Source organism: Tateyamaria sp. (genome assembly GCF_039940735.1).
In the GTDB taxonomy this organism is placed as follows: Bacteria; Pseudomonadota; Alphaproteobacteria; order Rhodobacterales; family Rhodobacteraceae; genus Tateyamaria.
This window is the reverse complement of the sequence record NZ_JBDVGB010000054.1, coordinates 51,129-69,834: the sequence shown is the minus strand read 5'-3', so window position 1 is coordinate 69,834 and position 18,706 is coordinate 51,129. Positions and strand designations below refer to the sequence as shown.

17 protein-coding genes are annotated in these 18,706 nt (G+C 57.7%); 10 read left to right on the top strand and 7 right to left on the bottom strand.

Features of this window, described 5'->3' with window-relative positions; genetic code table 11:
• Positions 1-107: 107 nt before the first annotated feature.
• From ABJF76_RS11865 to ABJF76_RS11855, 3 genes are all read right to left on the bottom strand, one after another.
• Positions 108-1,997: an AMP-binding protein gene (locus ABJF76_RS11865; RefSeq protein ID WP_413819807.1), complete on the bottom strand. Its 1,890-nt coding sequence runs from the start codon at positions 1,995-1,997 to the stop codon at positions 108-110.
• Positions 1,998-2,089: 92 nt separating this feature from the next.
• Positions 2,090-2,347 (bottom strand): hypothetical protein, encoded by a 258-nt coding sequence (locus tag ABJF76_RS11860; protein WP_413819806.1) that lies wholly within the window; start codon positions 2,345-2,347, stop codon positions 2,090-2,092.
• A 210-nt stretch (positions 2,348-2,557) separates the two neighbouring features.
• A complete protein-coding gene (locus ABJF76_RS11855; protein ID WP_413819805.1) occupies positions 2,558-4,831 on the bottom strand; it encodes an NADP-dependent malic enzyme in 2,274 nt (757 codons plus the stop codon).
• 293 nt (positions 4,832-5,124) lie between these two features.
• Here ABJF76_RS11855 and ABJF76_RS11850 point away from each other — a divergent pair, with 293 nt between their 5' ends.
• The 6 genes from ABJF76_RS11850 (at position 5,125) to ABJF76_RS11825 (ending at position 11,230) form a co-directional block, all read left to right on the top strand.
• Positions 5,125-6,228, top strand: a complete 1,104-nt coding sequence (locus tag ABJF76_RS11850) for a cupin (RefSeq protein ID WP_413819804.1) — start codon at positions 5,125-5,127, stop codon at positions 6,226-6,228.
• Positions 6,228-6,626 carry a cytidine deaminase gene (locus ABJF76_RS11845; RefSeq protein WP_413819803.1) on the top strand — a complete coding sequence of 133 codons (399 nt, stop codon included), beginning with the start codon at positions 6,228-6,230 and terminating at the stop codon, positions 6,624-6,626. The genes ABJF76_RS11850 and ABJF76_RS11845 overlap by 1 nt, the downstream gene beginning before the upstream one ends.
• A complete protein-coding gene (locus ABJF76_RS11840; protein WP_413819802.1) occupies positions 6,623-7,933 on the top strand; it encodes a thymidine phosphorylase in 1,311 nt (436 codons plus the stop codon). Before ABJF76_RS11845 ends, ABJF76_RS11840 begins: the two co-directional genes overlap by 4 nt.
• Entirely contained in the window at positions 7,933-9,102 is a 1,170-nt protein-coding gene (locus ABJF76_RS11835; RefSeq protein WP_413819801.1) for a phosphopentomutase, read from the top strand. Before ABJF76_RS11840 ends, ABJF76_RS11835 begins: the two co-directional genes overlap by 1 nt.
• Before the next feature lie 154 nt (positions 9,103-9,256).
• On the top strand, positions 9,257-9,889 hold the full coding sequence (gene upp / locus ABJF76_RS11830; RefSeq protein ID WP_413819800.1) for a uracil phosphoribosyltransferase: 633 nt from the start codon (positions 9,257-9,259) through the stop codon (positions 9,887-9,889).
• Positions 9,890-9,958: 69 nt separating this feature from the next.
• Positions 9,959-11,230 carry an SPOR domain-containing protein gene (locus ABJF76_RS11825; protein ID WP_413819799.1) on the top strand — a complete coding sequence of 424 codons (1,272 nt, stop codon included), beginning with the start codon at positions 9,959-9,961 and terminating at the stop codon, positions 11,228-11,230.
• A gap of 36 nt (positions 11,231-11,266) precedes the next feature.
• Here the strand turns inward: ABJF76_RS11825 and ABJF76_RS11820 are convergent, their stop codons facing one another.
• A complete protein-coding gene (locus tag ABJF76_RS11820; RefSeq protein WP_413819798.1) occupies positions 11,267-12,280 on the bottom strand; it encodes a hypothetical protein in 1,014 nt (337 codons plus the stop codon).
• Between the two features lie 170 nt (positions 12,281-12,450).
• Between ABJF76_RS11820 and ABJF76_RS11815 the strand changes: the two genes are divergently transcribed.
• The 3 genes from ABJF76_RS11815 to ABJF76_RS11805 are packed head-to-tail and all read left to right on the top strand — an operon-like array spanning position 12,451 to position 14,036.
• Positions 12,451-12,915, top strand: a complete 465-nt coding sequence (locus tag ABJF76_RS11815) for a hypothetical protein (protein ID WP_413819797.1) — start codon at positions 12,451-12,453, stop codon at positions 12,913-12,915.
• Positions 12,912-13,472, top strand: a complete 561-nt coding sequence (locus ABJF76_RS11810) for a hypothetical protein (protein WP_413819796.1) — start codon at positions 12,912-12,914, stop codon at positions 13,470-13,472. The genes ABJF76_RS11815 and ABJF76_RS11810 overlap by 4 nt, the downstream gene beginning before the upstream one ends.
• Before the next feature lie 3 nt (positions 13,473-13,475).
• Positions 13,476-14,036, top strand: a complete 561-nt coding sequence (locus ABJF76_RS11805; protein WP_413819795.1) for an SCO family protein — start codon at positions 13,476-13,478, stop codon at positions 14,034-14,036.
• Between the two features lie 57 nt (positions 14,037-14,093).
• On the opposite strand, the gene ABJF76_RS11800 is transcribed toward ABJF76_RS11805, so the two are convergent.
• Positions 14,094-14,855, bottom strand: coding sequence for an NAD kinase (locus ABJF76_RS11800; RefSeq protein WP_413819794.1), 762 nt, complete (start codon positions 14,853-14,855; stop codon positions 14,094-14,096).
• 171 nt (positions 14,856-15,026) lie between these two features.
• On the opposite strand from ABJF76_RS11800, the gene glyA reads away from it, so the two are divergent.
• Positions 15,027-16,322, top strand: a complete 1,296-nt coding sequence (gene glyA, locus ABJF76_RS11795) for a serine hydroxymethyltransferase (protein WP_413819793.1) — start codon at positions 15,027-15,029, stop codon at positions 16,320-16,322.
• A gap of 338 nt (positions 16,323-16,660) precedes the next feature.
• On the opposite strand, the gene ABJF76_RS11790 is transcribed toward glyA, so the two are convergent.
• Together ABJF76_RS11790 and ABJF76_RS11785 are read right to left on the bottom strand one after the other, a co-directional pair.
• Positions 16,661-17,053: a 5-carboxymethyl-2-hydroxymuconate isomerase gene (locus tag ABJF76_RS11790; protein WP_413819792.1), complete on the bottom strand. Its 393-nt coding sequence runs from the start codon at positions 17,051-17,053 to the stop codon at positions 16,661-16,663.
• Positions 17,054-17,077: 24 nt separating this feature from the next.
• Complete coding sequence (locus ABJF76_RS11785; RefSeq protein ID WP_413819791.1) at positions 17,078-18,526, bottom strand: cobyric acid synthase; 1,449 nt, start codon at positions 18,524-18,526, stop codon at positions 17,078-17,080.
• Positions 18,527-18,706: the final 180 nt, after the last annotated feature.

The following is an 18,706-nucleotide window of genomic DNA, read 5'->3' as shown; positions in this document are numbered from 1 at the left end:
GCCGCAAAAACAAACAGCCGTGCACTGGTCGGTGCACCGCTGTTTTCATTGGTTTTTGATAACGCCCACGTCGCCTGATGACATATCAGGTGCGTGGTGGAGTGGTTTTAACCCTTGGCAAAGCCTATCGTTTGCAACGCAACCTTGATCTCGTCCAGAATGGCCGGGTCATCGATCGTTGCAGGCATCTTGAACTCTTGATTGTCGGCGATCTTGACCACGGTTGAGCGCAGGATTTTGCCCGACCGTGTCTTGGGCAACCGATCCACCACCAACGCCAGCTTGAACGCAGCGACAGGCCCGATCTGATCGCGCACGCGCTTGACGCATTCGGCTGCGATTTCGTCGTGCGGACGGTTCACCCCATTGGTCAGGCACAACAGCCCCAAAGGCGCTTGCCCCTTTAGCGGGTCCGCAATACCCACAACCGCGCATTCTGCGACATCTGGGTGACCTGCCAGCACTTCTTCCATCGCGCCTGTCGACAGGCGGTGTCCGGCCACGTTGATCACATCATCAGTGCGCGCCATGATGTACAGATAGCCATCTTCGTCCACCATGCCCGCGTCTCCGGTTTCGTAAAACCCGGGAAACGTGTTCAGATACGAGGACTTAAAGCGCGCCTCTGCTTGCCAAAGCGTCGGTAGGGTGCCGGGGGGCAAAGGCAGTTTGATCGCAATAGCGCCCAAGGTGCCCGCGGGCACCGGATGGCCTGCATCGTCCAGAATTTGTACGTCATAGCCCGGCATCGCCACCGTGGGTGATCCGATTTTGACCGGCAAGGCCTCAAGCCCGGCTGGGTTGCCTGCGATGGTGTATCCCGTCTCGGTCTGCCACCAATGATCATAGACCGGAACGCCCAGCAGGTCCTGCGCCCATTCGATCGTGTCCGGGTCCGCGCGTTCGCCCGCAAGGTACAAAGCGCGCAGACCGGACAGATCGTATTTCGCCCGTTCAAGCCCCTTTGGATCTTCGCGTTTGACCGCACGAATGGCCGTGGGCGCAGTAAAGAACGACTTTACATCGTGTTCTTCGATCACCCGCCAAAACGTGCCCGCATCCGGCGTGCCGATGGGCTTGCCCTCAAACACCACGGTTGTGTTGCCATGTACCAAGGGTCCGTAACAAATATAGGAATGGCCCACGACCCAACCCACATCAGATGCGGCCCAAAATACCTCGCCCGGGTCCACCTGATAGATGTTTTTCATGGTCCAGTTGAGCGCAACCAAATGCCCCGCTGTCGGGCGCACAACGCCCTTGGGCGCGCCCGTCGTGCCCGAGGTATAAAGGATGTAAGCCGGGTGATCCCCACGCACTGGCACGCATGCGGCGGGCGCTGTCCCGTCTTGGAATGCATGCCAATCCAGATCGTTTGGCCCAAGCGCACAAGGGCTCTGATCGCGTTGCAAAATCACTGTAAATTCAGGGGTATGTGCGGCCAATTCTATGGCGCCGTCCAGCAGCGGTTTATAGGCCAAAACCCGCCCCGGTTCGATCCCACAAGACGCGGCAATGATCGCCTTTGGCGTGCAATCATCGATCCGAACTGCCAGCTCGTTGGCTGCAAAGCCACCAAAAACCACTGAATGCACAGCGCCAAGACGCGCGCAGGCCAGCATGGCAACAAGCGCTTCAGTCACCATCGGCATATAGATGACAACCCGGTCACCCACGCCCACGCCCTTGGCCGCCAACCCACCCGCAAAACTGGCAACTTGGGTTTGCAATTCGGCATAGGTGGTTTTCGATCCAGTCCCGGTGATTGAGCTGTCATAGATGATCGCAACCTGATCGCCACGGCCCGCAGCCACATGGCGATCCACCGCATTCCAGCATGCGTTTACTTCCGCGTCCGCAAACCATTCATAGATATGATCACCGCGATCAAACAACGCCTGCGTTGGCGCGCAGTCCCAGTCGATGGCGTCGGCGGCACGCATCCACCACGCTTCGGGGTCTGCTTTCCAACTGTCATATTCAGCGCGGTAGCCCATGGTGATCCTCCCTAAAATCCCTGCTGCACAGACTTACGCGCGGTCAAGGTCACGGGGCAAGGGGCTGCGAGCGCATTCAGCCACGCATTCCCTTAACGGCCGTCGAATCTTTGTCGCACATTAAAGATCATCAGATCGCAATCCCGATCATCCGTCGCCGAACAGCTGACCCGAAAGCCCCCGACGTTAATAAAACGCCGACTGTAGCTGCCATTGGCCGATTGAAAAGAACGCTCCACCACCGGGTAGGTTCTGCCTAGATACGAATAGGTGCTTTGAGTTTCGCTGGTGGTCTCTGCGCACGCCGTAAGCGTGATCGCTGTCGCCAAGAGGGTCGCGCCCTTGATCATTGGATCGTTCCTTTTTTCCACACATTGAACCATCGGCTAAACGCTGACGGACAATGGTTCAAACATACCATGAGATGCAGTCGAAGCCATGCTCAACTTTACCTGATCTGTCCCTGCGCAAGTCACCGCCAACAAGCGCCCCCATAAGTTCCCCGAGCGGAGAGGAGACCGTGTCTTCGCCAAACCAAACGGCAAACTGGCACGAGGCGGCTATTCGTACAGATTTACCGGTGTTCCAGCGACGGCGGACATGTTCAAAAGTCCACGCGCAGTGATCGACGGGCTGACGATATGCACCCGGTTGCCCATGCCCATCAGGATCGGGCCAACCTCAAGGCCGCCGCCCTTCATCTTCAGAATGTTGCGCACGCCTGACGCGGCATCCGCATGGGCAAAGATCAACACATTGGCTGGCCCTTCCATCCGGTTGTTTGGGAATTGACGTGCACGCAAGTCGGGGTCCAGAGCGGTGTCGACATTCATCTCGCCCTCATAGGCAAAATCATGGCCCTGCGCATCCAACATGCGGATCGCTTCGCGCATGCGCCAACCGGACCCCGCCCCCTGATTGCCAAACTGCGATTGCGAGCAAAACGCGATGCGCGGTTCAACGCCAAAGCGGCGCACATGGCGTGCAGCCCCAGTAGCGATTTCGACAATCTGTTCGGGTTCAGGATGCAAATGCACCTGCGTGTCGGCGATGAACAATGGCCCATCCTCGAGGATCATCATTGAAAGCGCGCCAACAGGATGGAAACTATCACGACCCAAGACCTGCGTGATGTAATTCAGGTGCCAGCGGAATTCGCCAAACGTACCACAAATCAAGCTGTCGGCTTCGCCACGATGCACCATGACGGCGCCAATGGCTGTGGTGTTGGTTCGCATAATGGCGCGCGCAATATCTGGCGACACACCTTGGCGGCACATCAATTCGTGATAGGTGCCCCAATAGTCGCGATAGCGCGGGTCGTTTTCCGGGTTCACCAGGTCAAAGTGATCGCCCAGTTTTAGGTTCAGCCCTGCGCGTTCAATGCGGGCTTCGATCACCTCAGGACGGCCAATCAAAATCGGGCGTTCAGTGGTTTCTTCGACCATTGCTTGGGCGGCGCGCAGCACGCGTTCGTCTTCGCCCTCGGCAAAGACAATCCGACGCGAGGTCACGCGCGCGGCTTCAAATACGGGGCGCATCAGCAGCGCCGATTTAAAGACCGACCCGTCAAGGCGTTCTTTGTAGGCCTCAAAGTCTTCGATCGGTTTGGTCGCAACCCCTGTTTCCATTGCAGCCTTAGCCACCGCAGAACTAACGACGCCCACAAGGCGCGGGTCGAACGGTTTGGGGATCAAATAGTCCGCGCCGAATGTCAGTTGTTCGCTCTTATAGGCGGCCGCTGCTTCGGCACTTGTGGTGGCACGCGCAAGGGCCGCGATGCCGTCAATGCAGGCTAGCTTCATTTCGTCGTTGATCGTCGTCGCCCCCACATCCAACGCCCCGCGAAAGATGAACGGGAAACATAGTACGTTGTTGACCTGATTGGGAAAATCCGACCGCCCCGTGGCAATGATCGCATCCGGAGCCACTTCGCGGGCAAGGTCGGGCATGATTTCAGGATTGGGGTTCGCCAGCGCAAAAATGATCGGCCGTTTGGCCATCTTACCAACATTTTCTTGGCTAAGGACACCCGGCCCAGACAGGCCCAAGAACAAATCCGCCCCGTCGATCACGTCATCCAACGTGCGCTTGTCACTGGCCTGCGCAAAGGCGGTTTTGGCCGGGTTCATATCAACCTCGCGGCCCTCATAGACCAGCCCATGTATGTCGCACAGCCAGACGTTTTTGCGCTTTACGCCCATTTTAAGCAGCATGTTAAGGCACGCAATGCCCGCAGCCCCGCCGCCAGTGGACACAATCTTGATATCTTCGAACTTTTTGCCCGCCACGTGCAGCGCGTTCTTGGCAGCCGCGCCAACCACGATGGCTGTGCCGTGCTGGTCGTCGTGAAACACAGGGATGTTCATGCGCTCGCGACAAATCCGTTCGACCGTAAAACAATCGGGTGCTTTGATATCTTCAAGGTTGATGGCCCCAAACGTGGGTTCCAACGCACAGACGATATCGGCCAATTTTTCGGGATCAGATTCGTCTACTTCGATGTCAAAACAATCGATGCCTGCGAACTTCTTGAACAGGACGGCCTTGCCCTCCATCACGGGTTTGGACGCAAGGGCACCAATGTTGCCAAGCCCAAGCACAGCCGTGCCGTTGGATACAACAGCCACCAAATTGCCGCGTGCCGTAAAACGTTGCGCGTTGGCGGGGTCATCCTTGATTTCTAGGCAGGCTTCGGCCACGCCCGGCGAATAGGCCCGCGCCAGATCACGTCCATTGGCCATCGGCTTGGTCGCACGGATCTCAAGCTTTCCGGGTTTTGGGAATTCATGATAGTCTAACGCCGCCTGGCGCAAAGAAGGCTGGTCTGACATAAAACGTCCCTTTTTTCGGAGTGATAGTTTAACGTTAAACCATTAAATTGCGGACGCAAGGTTCAAATCAAATCATTCCAAGCGCTTTTGGCACAGCTTTCGGTCTGGAACATCTCGGCGGACTGCTGCTAGTGTTCAAACATCCCAGTTAGGTCGATCGTTATGCACCTCACCCACGCGTTCTTAACCTTTGTGCATGCCACATTTCCCTTTAAACGTGCTGCGATGTGCAAGCTTGTAGGAATGATCGCCCAGATCACGGCGCAAATCACATACGGGAAAGGTCAACCCGCATGAGCACCGAAACCCGCGCGCTTGTTTGCCTGCCCACAGACACGTTGCGCGACGACATCCCATTTTATACCAAAACGCTCGGCCTGAGGATGGAGATGATCTATCCCGCCGACGACCCACAGGTCGCTGTGTTTTCAGGCTACGGGCTGCGCGTGCGCATCGAACAAGGGGCGCATGGCGCGCCCGGCACTTTGCATATCCTGACCGGCGATCCTGACAGCTTTGCAAACGGTGCGCGTGAATTAACCGCGCCCAATGGCACCACGATCAAAATAGAACCGCTGAACCCGCCTTTGGTCATGCCCGACACTGTGCATAGTTTTGTCGTGCGCCGCCTTGCCGATCAGGCCCCTTGGGTGATTGGTCGCGCGGGCATGCATTACCGCGATTTGATCCCCGACCGCCTTGGCGGGTCGATCATCGCCAGCCACATCCGCATTCCCGACGGCGGCCCAGTGCCGGACATGGTACATTACCATACCGTCGGGTTTCAGCTAATCTATTGCTACAAAGGGTGGGTCGATCTGGTCTATGAAGATCAGGGCGAACCCTTCCGTTTGCATGAAGGGTGTTGTGTGATCCAACCGCCCGAAATCCGGCACCGTGTGTTGTTTGCATCCGATAATATCGAAGTGATTGAGATCGGCGTGCCCGCCGAACACGTCACTACCATTGATCACGAGATGGAGCTGCCAAACGGCCCTGCCAACCCAAGACGTCGCTTTCAGGGGCAGCGTTTTGTGCACCACAAAATTTCTGAGGCCACGTGGTCGCCCTTCCGGTTGCCCGGTTTTGAGGCGCGCGACACGGGCATCGCCACCGGCACCCAAGGTGTCGCCGGCGTGCAAGTGGCGCGGCGCAGCAGTGGTCAAACGGGCTGGGCCTCGCATTCCAGCGATATCTTGTTCACCTTTGTGATGAACGGCACCATGATCCTCGAAGGGGAAGGACGCGATCCTTTCCCCCTTGAGCCCGGTGACGCCTTTGTTATTCCCCCTGCTATGGCCGTGCGCTATGCTGACCCTTCCGACGACCTTGAACTGTTGGAAGTATCCCTGCCCGGTGTGTTTGCGACCCATGCGCAGGGCGGTAAGGATTTGTAATGACCGATTTAAAAGACGCAGCAACCCAAGTACGCCTAAACGCCCATGCCCCTTATTCCAATTTTCAGGTGGGCGCTGCAATCCGCGCGGCGTCAGGTGCGATTTATCAAGGCTGCAACGTTGAAAATGTCGCCTACCCCGAAGGTACCTGTGCCGAAGCCGGGGCCATTGCCGCCATGGTCGCCGCAGGCGAACGCATCATCACCGAAGCCTATGTGGTTGCAGGCAGCCCAATGCCTGTGACACCCTGCGGCGGGTGCCGCCAAAAACTAGCCGAATTTGCGGCCCACGATGTGCGCGTCACAATGGCCACCACTGGCGGCGTTGAACAGGTCATGACCATGGCCGACCTTTTGCCCGGGGCCTTTGGTGCGGCCCATATGGAGACAACATCATGAGCGACGCCCGCGCCATTATCTCTAAGTTGTCCAAACGCCAGACCCCGGCGCGCGACGAATTGAACTGGTTTGCCCGTGGCCTTGGCGACGGCACCGTCACCGACGCGCAAGCAGGTGCCTTTGCCATGGCCGTGTGCCTCAGCGGTATGGGCGACGTGGGCCGCGTGGCCTTAACCATGGCGATGCGCGATTCAGGTAGCGTGCTGACATGGGACCTTCCCGGTCCTGTGCTCGACAAACATTCCACCGGCGGCGTCGGTGATTGCGTCAGCCTTGTGCTTGCGCCCGCTTTGGCGGCCTGCGGTGCCTATGTGCCGATGATTTCCGGCCAAGGGCTGGGCCATACGGGCGGCACATTGGACAAACTGCACGCCATTCCCGGGCTTTCAACGCACCTAAGCCCTGAACGCCTGACTGATGTGGTCCAACGCACAGGTTGCGCCATTGTTAGCGCCAGCGCCGACATCGCCCCGGCGGACAAACGTCTTTATGCTGTGCGTGATGTCACAGCCACGGTCGACAGCCTTGATTTGATCACGGCCTCGATCTTGTCCAAGAAACTGGCAGCGGGCTTGGACGGCCTTGTGCTGGACGTCAAAGTTGGGTCCGGCGCGTTTATGAAAGACGTCGAAGCCGCGCGCGGCTTGGCGGACGCGCTGGTTAAGACAGCCAATGCTGCGGGCTGCAAAACCACCGCGCTGATCACCGACATGAACCAACCGCTTGCGCCGTCGCTTGGCAATGCGCTTGAGATCAACGAAGTCATGCGTGTGCTCACGGGTCAGGTCAAAAAAGGCGCATTGATCGAAGTCTGCGCCAGCCTTGGTGGCGTGTTATTGTCCAATGCGGGTTTGGCCACTGACGTGCAGGCCGGTGCTGACGCGATCATCCAAGCCCTTGCCGATGGTCGCGCCGCCGAACGGTTCGGAGCCATGATTGCCGCGATGGGCGGTCCAGTGCAATTCGTTGAAAGCTGGTGGCGTTTCCTGCCCGAAGCGACTGTGATCCGCGAGATTCCCGCGCTTCAATCTGGGTATATCACAGCCATTGATGGCGAGGCTTTGGGTTTTACCGTCGTCAATTTGGGTGGCGGGCGCAGGGTCGAAACCGACAAGCTGAACCTTGCAGTGGGCCTGTCGGATGTTGCGCGTCTAGGGACCAAAGTTCAACGCGGTCAGCCACTTGCCGTTGTTCATGCCGCACGCGCGGTCGACGCTGACCGCGCCGAAACCGCTTTGCGTGCTGCCATCACAATAACAGACAAAGCCGCTCCGAAATCAGACTTGATCCTTGATCGGATCGGCTGATGCCCCGCGCCTTTCTAGTTGTCATGGACTCGGTTGGAATTGGCGGCGCGCCGGATGCGCATGCCTTTTTCAACGCAGATGTGCCTGACACCGGCGCGAACACATTGGGCCACATCATCAAAGTTTGCGCTGATGGGCAGGCCAATTCTGGGCGCGAAGGCCCGCTGATGATCCCAAACCTGACCGAAATGGGCCTGCCTGCTGTGATGGCGCTGGCGCAAGGGCGAACCGCGGCGCACACGTTGTCGGGCGCAGCCACAGAAGTGTCCCAAGGCAAAGACACCCCTTCGGGCCATTGGGAACTGGCCGGCGTTCCGGTGCCATGGGACTGGCACTATTTCCCCAAAGCCGATCCCGCATTTCCCGATGAGATCACGCAGGCCGTCTGTGCGGCGGCTGGCACCGATGGGATATTGGGCAACTGCCACGCCTCGGGCACCGATATCCTTGCCCGCCTTGGGGCCGATCACCTGCGGACTGGCTGGCCCATTTGTTATACGTCCGTGGACAGCGTGTTTCAGATCGCAGCGCACGAAGAAGCCTTTGGATTAGACCGCTTGCTCGATCTGTGCGTCACTGTGGCACCCATGTTGCACGACATGCGCGTGGGCCGCGTTATTGCGCGCCCCTTCGTCGGAGAGGTCGGCGCATTTGAGCGAACTCCCAACCGGCGCGATTATGCCATTACGCCCCCTGCCCCGATCCTGTCCAACTGGATCCAAGACGCTGGTCACCGCGTCTATGGCGTGGGCAAAGTCGGCGACATCTTTTCTTATCAAGGCTTTGACGAGGTGCGCAAAGGGACGGATGCAGCGTTGATGGATCATCTTGATGATTTGGTCGCGACCGCAGAGGATGGCAGCCTGACCTTTGCCAATTTCGTCGAGTTCGACAGCCTATATGGTCATCGCCGTGATGTGGCCGGCTATGCACGTCATTTGGAGTGGTTCGATGCCCGCTTGGCTTTTTTGCGTGCGCAATTGCGCCAAGGTGATTTGTTGGTGTTAACGGCTGATCATGGCAATGACCCCACATGGATCGGCACAGATCACACGCGCGAGCGCGTGCCGGTGTTGGTGGAGGGCTATGACGGGCCGCCTTTGGGTCTTGTCGGGTTTACGGATGTCGCTGGTCTGGTCGCCCGCCATTTGGGCGTTTCGCCCAGATGAGCACCTATTCGGTGCGTTTGGTTGATTTGTGCTAACGCACGTGTTTTGGGGCTCTGCCCCAAGCCCCGAGGTATTTCAAACCCAAAGAGGGTCCAAAGAGGGAGTTGTCTTGGGTGCCAGTGCACGGCAAAAGGGGTGGTAAAGGAGCTGTTTCATGTCGCAACATTTGACCGTCGTTGACCACCCTCTTGTTCAGCACAAGCTTACTCTTATGCGGGATAGCGATACATCCACTGCTGTGTTCCGCCAGTTGTTACGCGAGATCAGCCAGTTGCTGGCTTACGAAGTAACGCGCGGCCTTGCCATGACCACAAAGCGGATTTCGACTCCAATGCAGGAAATGGATGCGCCAACGCTTGCCGGTAAGAAATTGGCCCTGATTTCGATTCTGAGGGCCGGGAACGGTTTACTTGATGGGGTTTTGGAGTTGGTCCCTTCTGCGCGGGTTGGGTTTGTTGGTTTGTATCGCGACGAAGAGACGCTGAAACCTGTGCAATACTACTTCAAAGTTCCTGAGGGTCTTGGGGACAGGCTGGTCATCGCGGTCGATCCCATGCTGGCCACTGGCAATTCTTCGGTGGCTGCGATTGATCTGCTGAAACAGGCAGGCGCCACCAACATCCGATTCTTATGTTTGCTGGCCGCGCCCGAGGGAATCGCTCGGATGCGGGACGCTCATCCAGACGTTCCAATCGTCACAGCAGCCGTTGACGACCGTTTAAATGAGGTTGGATACATCGTTCCGGGCCTTGGAGACGCCGGAGATCGCATGTTTGGCACGAAATAGCCGCTCTGATCGCTTTACTCTGACGCCCGCTTGAGGCATCTTTTTCTTCTATATCTTGTGGGGGATATGATGAAGTTTACAAGTGTTGTCGCCGTTGCCGTCATGACTGCCAGTGCCTTTTCAGGCAGTGTGCAGGCGCAAAATCTACGAAATGTACAAGCGCCGGCCGAGTTTCCGCCTGCCTCTTATCGGGGTGCGCAATATGTGGACAGTCAAGGCTGTGTGTTTATCCGCGCAGGCATAGACGGCAATGTCACTTGGGTGCCACGTGTAAACCGACAGCGGCGGATCATTTGTGGACAGCAGCCATCACTGAGCGCGCAGGCCGCGCAATCCGCGCGCACGACACCGCGCGCGACTGCCACGGCCAATACGGTAGAACAGATCACACTGCCCCAAGCTGCGCAGCCTGCCGCGCCTACGGTAGCGGCCGCCACGACACCGGTGCCTAAGCCAGCTGCGCCTGTTGCACGTGTTGCGAAAGCGCCTGCGGCCCAACCTGCCGGGAAACCTGCGCCACGTCAGGTCGCGAGGGTCGTCCAACCTAAACCTGCAGCGCCCAAAACCGCCCAACGCGTGGTTGTCCAGCGTCCCGCACCAACGCAAGCGCCTACGGTTGTTGCAGCCCCCAAAGTGGCCAAGGCACCGACACGCACGGTCGCGGCGACAAACCAGCGGGTGGTTAGTTCACAAACCCGCGTTGTCCCGCGCCATGTCTTTGATTCCCGCCAAGAAGAGGGTGTTTTTCCCATCCCGGACGGCTATCGCAGCGTGTGGCAAGACGACCGCCTGAACACGCGACGGGCCGAGCAATCACTAGAGGGCATTGCCCGCACACGGCTGGTTTGGACACAAACGGTGCCGCGCCGCCTGATCGAACGTAACACCGGGCGTGATGTGACCACCAAAGTGGCGTTGGTTTATCCATTCACCGACGCCGCGACGCAGGAACGCGAGTTGGGCACCGTCACTTTGGTGCGGCGCGACGGTCAGTTGCAAAAGCGGATTGTGCGAAACAAAGCAAAGGCGCGCGCGCCGACAGTATCCACCAGCACGGCCCCAGCACCTGTGGTGAAACAAGCAACACGTGCGGCACCCAAACCGAAAGCATCCGGCAAAGGACGCTATGTGCAGGTCGGCACCTACGGGCAACCTTCTAATGCGCAAGCTGCTGCTCAACGGATTATGCGCGCCGGTTTGCCTGCACGCTTGGGCAAGGTAACACGTGGCAGCAAAACCTATCAGGTTGTGTTGGCCGGGCCGTTTACGTCCTCTACGGATCTGAACAATGGGCTACGGACCAGCCGAGCCGTTGGATTCGACGACGCCTTTGTGCGGTAAGGACATGTAAGGCGGGTCTTGACCCGCCACGCGGCGTTAGTTCTCGCAGATTGCTTGTAATCGCAGCCAGTCGCGATCTGGCATGATCGGTGCAGGGTCGCGGCCAACCATTGGGTCTGCTTCAATCAGCGCCAAGGTTTCTTCGCCTGAAATATCACGCGCCCGCGCATAGGGCGTGCTGCGCAGAGTTGCTTCCTCAAAAACGGGCAAAACCATATGGGCAGGAAGAACCGGCGCAAACCGGGACAACTGGGCTTCGGTGAAATCATCAAGCGCCCATGCGGGGACTGCACCTGTCGTCAACAACGTCGCCGAAGCACGTGGGCCTGCATGTTCTAACAACGCACGCAAAGGCGGTAACGATGTGCTGCGCACCTGTTCGACCAAGGCATACCCCGCAGCAACATCTGGCGATTCATGGTCTTCGACCAACCCGCGATTCAACAGCACCGTCCCCCCCGGTAGCGCTAAGGCCTCGCGCACGCCACCCGGTACGACAACAATGCGCGTCGCGCCTGTTCGTTCAGCCAGTGCATCAAGCGCGGCGCGTGCTTCATTGCTGCGACAACGTGGGCCCGATACGCGTTCAATCCGTGACAACAAAGCCGCGCCGATTTCGACCTCTTTTACGGGTGGAACAACGCGCAACGCGTGATCCACCAAAGCGCCTGGCAGCCAAAACACAGCCACCGCTGCGACAGCACTGACAGACACAACAGCCCCGAACCACCGCAAGCGTCCCGGTCGGGGGCGCGCGCGGGCCACGGCCTGTCGCAATGTGTCGATGGCCTCGATCATTTCAGCTTCGTCGGGGTTCAGTTCCAAAGTTTCGCCCGGGTCACCATCGGGATGAAACACCGCACGCCCCTCGGCATCTTCGGCGCGTTCAACGGCTGCAATCGACCAATGAGCCAAAGCACGGTCGCTCATATCGGAAATCACCAGCGTCGCATCACCAATGGCAACAAACACCTCGCGGCGTTGTGCATCACCAGTGGCGCGCCACAGACCCGTCGCTTCTAGCCGGTCATATTTGCTGAGTGCCGTCATACCTGTTTTGCCGGGCCCGTTCTGTGCCTCTGATTAATTAGGCCCACGTTAACACGCGACGTGCCGACCGCCAAGCGATCACAAAACCTCGAACACACAAAGCGTGAATTGACGGAAACGGTCATCTCGTTAAGTTAAGATCAAACGCCATGCAAAAAAAGGCCAAACCCGTGAGATTACGCATTCCATCAACCGTTGGCGCAGCTCTTGCACTGCTTTGCGCGCCGCTATCGGCCCACGCCGCCGAGGGCACGCGCCTTCAAGTAACTGGCGAAATCATCGACACTTGGTGTTATTATTCGGGCGTCATGGGCAGCCCTGACGCGGTTGTTGGCTCGGCGCACCATACTTGCGCGCTATGGTGCAGTGCTGGCGGCATCCCGGTGGGTGTGTTGGCCGAAGACGGCACTGTCTATATGGTTCTTAAAGTTGATCAAGACGCAGAATCCGCTGGCGGCGATACCCTGCTGAACCTTGCAGCCCACACCGTTGACGTTGATGGCATGCACTATGAACGAGATGGCTTAAATTACCTTGTCGTTGCAAACGTGGCATCTGATTTCGACATTACCAACCAGAACCACGACGATTATGGCAATGTCCCCTCTTTCTCCATTCCGAAGCCGAAGAAATGAAGTATTTGATTGCATCTCTGGCCCTGATCGCCAGCCCGCTCGCGGCACAAGACTTTTCCGAAGGCTCCAACGCCAAAAGCTGGAACCTTTATGCCGAAGTCCCCGCAAAGTTTGATGCCGAAGTGGTGGATGTGCTGTGCACTTTGACTGGTGATTGCCCGGACGACTGTGGTGCTGGAAAGCGCCAGATGGGTCTTGTGCGCAGCGCGGACGGCGTTTTGGTACTGGCGATGAAAAACAGTCAGGCCGCCTTTACCGGGGCCGCCGTTGAACTGGCGCCGTTTTGTGGACAAACCGTGACTGTGGATGGTCTGATGCTGGACGACCCTGAACTGGGCGCGAACAACGTGTATTTGCTGCAAACCATTCAAGTCGCCGGATCTGACCCGATCAAAGCCAACAAATGGACCAAAAATTGGGCCGCCGAACACCCCGAGGCCAAGGGCAAAGGCCCATGGTTCCGCCGCGATCCCCGCGTCAACGACATCATCGCGCAAGACGGTTACTTGGGCCTTGGGCTGGATGTGGACCAAACTTTTATTGACGAGAATTTCTAAGCTATGCGCTCCATTTTCACTGCTCTCCTTTGTGCCGCCGCCCTACCTGTAGCGGCGCAAAGCCCCTTTCCTGTCGATATCGGTGGTCCCTATGAATTGACCGACCAATTCGGAGACACAAGGACACAAGCCGACCCCGAGGGGCACGCGCAGCTGGTATTTTTTGGCTACGCCAATTGCCTAAACATCTGTTCGGCAGCGTTGCCTTTGATGGCTGAGGTGGTCGACGTTTTGGCGGCCGAAGGTATCACTGTGACCCCCGTGATGATCACCGTGGCCCCCGATCAAGATCAGGTGGACACGATGGGGGAACCCTTGGCGGAAATCCATTCTGACTTCATTGGGCTGACTGGGGACGCCGATGCTTTGCAAGTCGCCTATGATGCGTTTTCAGTTGAGGTTGAGCCGTTGTTCCAAGATCCGGAATATGGGTGGATCTATTCCCATGGCAGCTTTGTGCACTTGTTGGATGGGGATGGGGAAACACTGACACTTTTGCCGCCGATTTTAGACGTGGAACAGGCGGCAAACATTGCGCGCACCTATGTGTCTGTCGACGGGTAGGCGTATCAAGATACGCCTTACGTAAGGCGGAGGTGTCCTCCGCCTTTTTTCTCGACCCTAGTTGAATTGCTCTGAAATCAGCCGTTCTTCTAGCCCGTGCCCCGGATCAAACAGGATGCGATGAACCACCGTGGGTTCAGATTGGATTTCAACGCTGACCACATCGCGGATGGAACGCGAATCCGCTTCCGCCATAACAGGGCGCTTTTCCACCTCTAACACATCAAACTGCACATGCGCCGTTTTGGGCAAAAGTGCGCCACGCCAACGGCGGGGCCGAAACGCGGCAACTGCCGTCAACGCCAGCACATCCGATCCAATTGGCAAAACTGGACCGTGCGCCGAATAGTTGTAGGCCGTTGACCCAGCAGGCGTGGCCACCAAAGCGCCATCGCAAACCAATTCTTCCATGCGCAAGCGCCCGTCAATCGTGATGCGCAGCTTGGCGGCTTGCGGCCCTGCCCGCAGCAACGACACTTCGTTGATCGCCAGTGCCTTATGCGTCTGCCCTCGTGTGTCCTTCACCGTCATACTCAAGGGGTTCAGCAGCGCCTCTTCCGCCGCTTCAAGGCGCGCCTCAAGATCGCTTTCGGAATACTCGTTCATCAAAAAGCCAATTGTGCCCCGGTTCATTCCGTAGACAGGCGCGGAAAAATGCTGCGAGCCGTGCAGGGTTTGCAGCATAAACCCATCACCCCCTAAGGCTACAATCACATCCGCCTCGTCGAAAGACACATCCCCATAACGCGTCACCAACGCGGCCCGTGCCGTCTGAGCCAACGGGGCGCGGCTGGCAGCAAAGGCGATTTTCAACGACATATAAAGTTTCCTATGGTGGCGGGCCTGCGCCAAAAGAACCATATAATTTCGGCCCTTACCAGCATTGCCGTCGCTTCATGCACATATATGGCTTTACAACCTTTGCTCTCTACATCGTTTCCGATAGGAAACGACCCAAATTGACCCGACTCGACTTCAGGAGAGCACCCAATGACCGCCCCTCAACGCACCGATGGCTTTTTCACCCAATCCCTCGCAGACCGCGACCCGGAACTGTTTGGCTCGATCCGCAGCGAACTTGGTCGCCAGCGTGACGAAATCGAACTGATCGCGTCTGAAAACATTGTCTCTGCCGCTGTGCTCGAAGCACAGGGCAGCGTCATGACCAACAAATATGCCGAAGGCTATCCGGGCCGTCGCTATTATGGCGGTTGCCAATATGTCGACGTCGCAGAAAACCTCGCCATCGATCGCGCCAAACAACTGTTTGGTTGCGATTTTGCCAATGTCCAACCCAACTCTGGTTCGCAAGCCAACCAAGGTGTGTTTCAAGCCCTGTTGAAACCCGGCGATACAATCCTTGGCATGTCGCTTGATGCCGGTGGGCACCTGACCCACGGCGCCAAACCCAACCAGTCGGGCAAATGGTTCAACGCCGTGCAATACGGTGTGCGCCGCGACACACTTGATATCGACTATGACCAAATCGAAGCGCTCGCGCTTGAGCACAAACCAGCCATGATCATCGCAGGTGGGTCTGCCATCCCGCGCGTCATCGACTTTGCACGCATTCGCGAAATCGCGGACAAGGTTGACGCCGTTGTGCTGGCCGATGTGGCCCACTTTGCCGGGCTGATCGCCGCGGGCGTCTACCCCAACCCGTTCCCGCATGTGCACGTGGCAACCACGACCACGCACAAAACCCTGCGTGGCCCACGTGGCGGCATGATCCTGACGAATGACGAAGCACTCGCCAAAAAATTCAATTCTGCCATCTTCCCCGGCATCCAAGGCGGACCACTGATGCACGTGATCGCAGCCAAAGCCGTCGCATTTGGCGAGGCCCTTGACCCGTCGTTCAAGACCTACCAACAACAGGTCATCAAGAACGCCCAAGCACTTGCGGATCAACTGCACCAAGGTGGGCTTGATACGGTCACCCACGGCACTGACACACACGTAATGCTGGTCGATCTGCGCCCCAAAGGCGTTAAAGGCAACGCGACCGAAAAGGCACTGGGCCGCGCGCACATTACCTGCAATAAAAACGGTGTGCCATTTGACGATGAAAAGCCCACGATTACGTCGGGCATCCGTTTGGGCAGCCCTGCAGGCACTACGCGTGGCTTCGGCGAGGCCGAGTTCCGCCAAATCGGCACTTGGATCAACCAAGTGGTCGATGGTCTGGCCGCCAATGGCGAAGACGGGAATGCCGACGTCGAGAATAAGGTAAAAGCCGAAGTCGCCGAACTGTGCGCGCGTTTCCCACTATATCCGGAACTGTAAATCACGCGATCCGCTAAAAGAAGCAGCCCGCCGTTTTCCGTCGGCGGGCTGTTTGCATTAAATGGCAAGAGTGAACACAAAAGTTCGGCAGCGTCGGCTCGACTCAAAACCGGCTGTTTACGCTAGGAACAGGGCGCGCGGCATACTTTTGCCCACACGAGCCATGCGATATTTGAACGGATAATCAAAACCGCCATCTTATGCCTATCGACGTGTATGCCCCGTAACTTGCTGAACGGATCGCGCGCGTCCGGAACCGGATGCCCTATGGCGCAGGACACCTGCGCCTTACCCGCCACGTTCTGAAGTAAGGCGTAGGACACCTACGCCATCCACCGTCAGTGCATATCGAGCGGCAAGTAATCACGGATAGAACTGGCCTTGCGACTGAACGCTGCATCGATCTCGCGCAATTCTAACGACAACATAAACGCACTCTCAGCCATCACGTCCGCCGTAAAGGTACGCGCCGCCTCAAATACTGCATCCGTCGCCTGCGTCTTGGCCGCCGTCTCGCGCCCAGCGGCAAGCCGAATGGAAATGTCGATAAAGCTATGCTGCGGGTCACCATCCGCGATCACCACGTGATCAACCGCATGCGCCCGCACCCGGATGCCTGCGGGCGGAAAAACACCTGTGACGGCAGCGGCATCCTTCAAAGCCACGCAAAGCGCATGCATGTCCAGACGATCTTCGAGGTTGGCAGAATATTCCAGAACGATATGAGGCATAGTCGTGATCTTCGCCTGCCACCCCTAACGCGCGCAAGCCAAAAGTGCGCTAACGTCCAGATGCGCCTCAAGGTGATCGGCAAGGCTATCCAAGGTGGCCTCTACTGTCGTGCTATAAGACCCCTGACTTGCTGTAACATTCAAACCCGCCAACCACGCCCGACGAAAACCGTCATCCGCGAACATACCGTGCAGATAACTGCCGCTCACCCGGCCATCGGCGTTGATCGCGCCTTCGTCTTGTCCCGCAACCTGTGCAAACGGGCGCGCACGATCAGGCCCTTCGCTGCGCCCAATATGGATTTCATAGCCGTCAAAGCGCTGCCCGCTTGGCGCGTGCACCGCGGCCACCGTGCTCAGACGTTTATCCCCAGTCATTACCGTTTCGACATCCAGCAGACCAAGGCCATCCGTCCGCCCAGCGGCCCCCTCGATCCCATCAGGATCATCCACAAAATGCCCAAGCATTTGAAATCCACCGCAAATGCCCAACACATGCCCGCCGCGTCGATAATGCGCGCGCACGTCCTCGTCCCAGCCTTGTGCCCGCAAAAACGCCAAATCCCCTCGCGTGGATTTGCTGCCGGGAATGATCACCACATCAGTATCAGCGGGCAACGCCTGCCCTTCATGCAACATGGTCAACCGCACACCCGGTTCCTGCGCCAAGGGATCAAGATCATCGAAATTCGCAATCCGCGACAGCTTGAAGCAGACGATATGCAGCCCCTTGCTGCGCACAGGCGTCGCGATATCCAACGCGTCTTCAGCCGGTAATTTCCACGCATCGCTGAACCACGGCACCACCCCAAAACCGCGCCAACCCGTATGCTGTTCGATCATGGCATACCCGTCATCAAACAACCTTGGATCACCCCGAAATCGGTTAATGACAAAGCCCGCGATCATCGCCGCATCATCCGCATCAATGACCGCCTGCGTGCCAACCAGCTGCGCAATGACACCGCCCCGATCAATATCGCCTGCCAGAATAACAGGTACATCAGCGGCGCGGGCAAAGCCCATGTTGGCAATATCGCCGGTTCGCAGATTAACCTCGGCCGGGCTGCCCGCGCCCTCGACCAACACCAAATCATATTGCGACTTCAGTCGGTTAAAACTGTCTAAAACCGACGCCATCAAAGTAGGCTTCATCACCGCATAATCGCGCGCCTTCACGGTTGCCATCCGTTTGCCCTGCACCACAACTTGCGACCCCACGTCGGTTTCGGGCTTGAGCAACACCGGGTTCATATCGGTATGCGCATCCAACCCACACGCCTTTGCCTGCAAAGCCTGCGCGCGGCCAATTTCGCCCCCGTCAGTGGTCACAGCGGCATTGTTGGACATGTTTTGCGGCTTAAAAGGCGCAACAGATAGCCCGCGCCGCACAGCCGCGCGGCACAAACCCGCGACCAACATCGATTTACCGACATTCGAGCCGGTGCCTTGGATCATGAGGGATTTGGTCATCAACCTGCCTTGACCCTGTTCAGGATCACTTCCACTTTGCGCATCATATGGACGTAATTTAGTTTCCACGATTGGACCAGATGGAAAAGCGATGCCGGGTTTGCGGTTTGGCACACCATATTGATCGCATCGTTGAAAACCTCGCACTGATTGATCGGTGCGTACTGCAGAAAAATAACT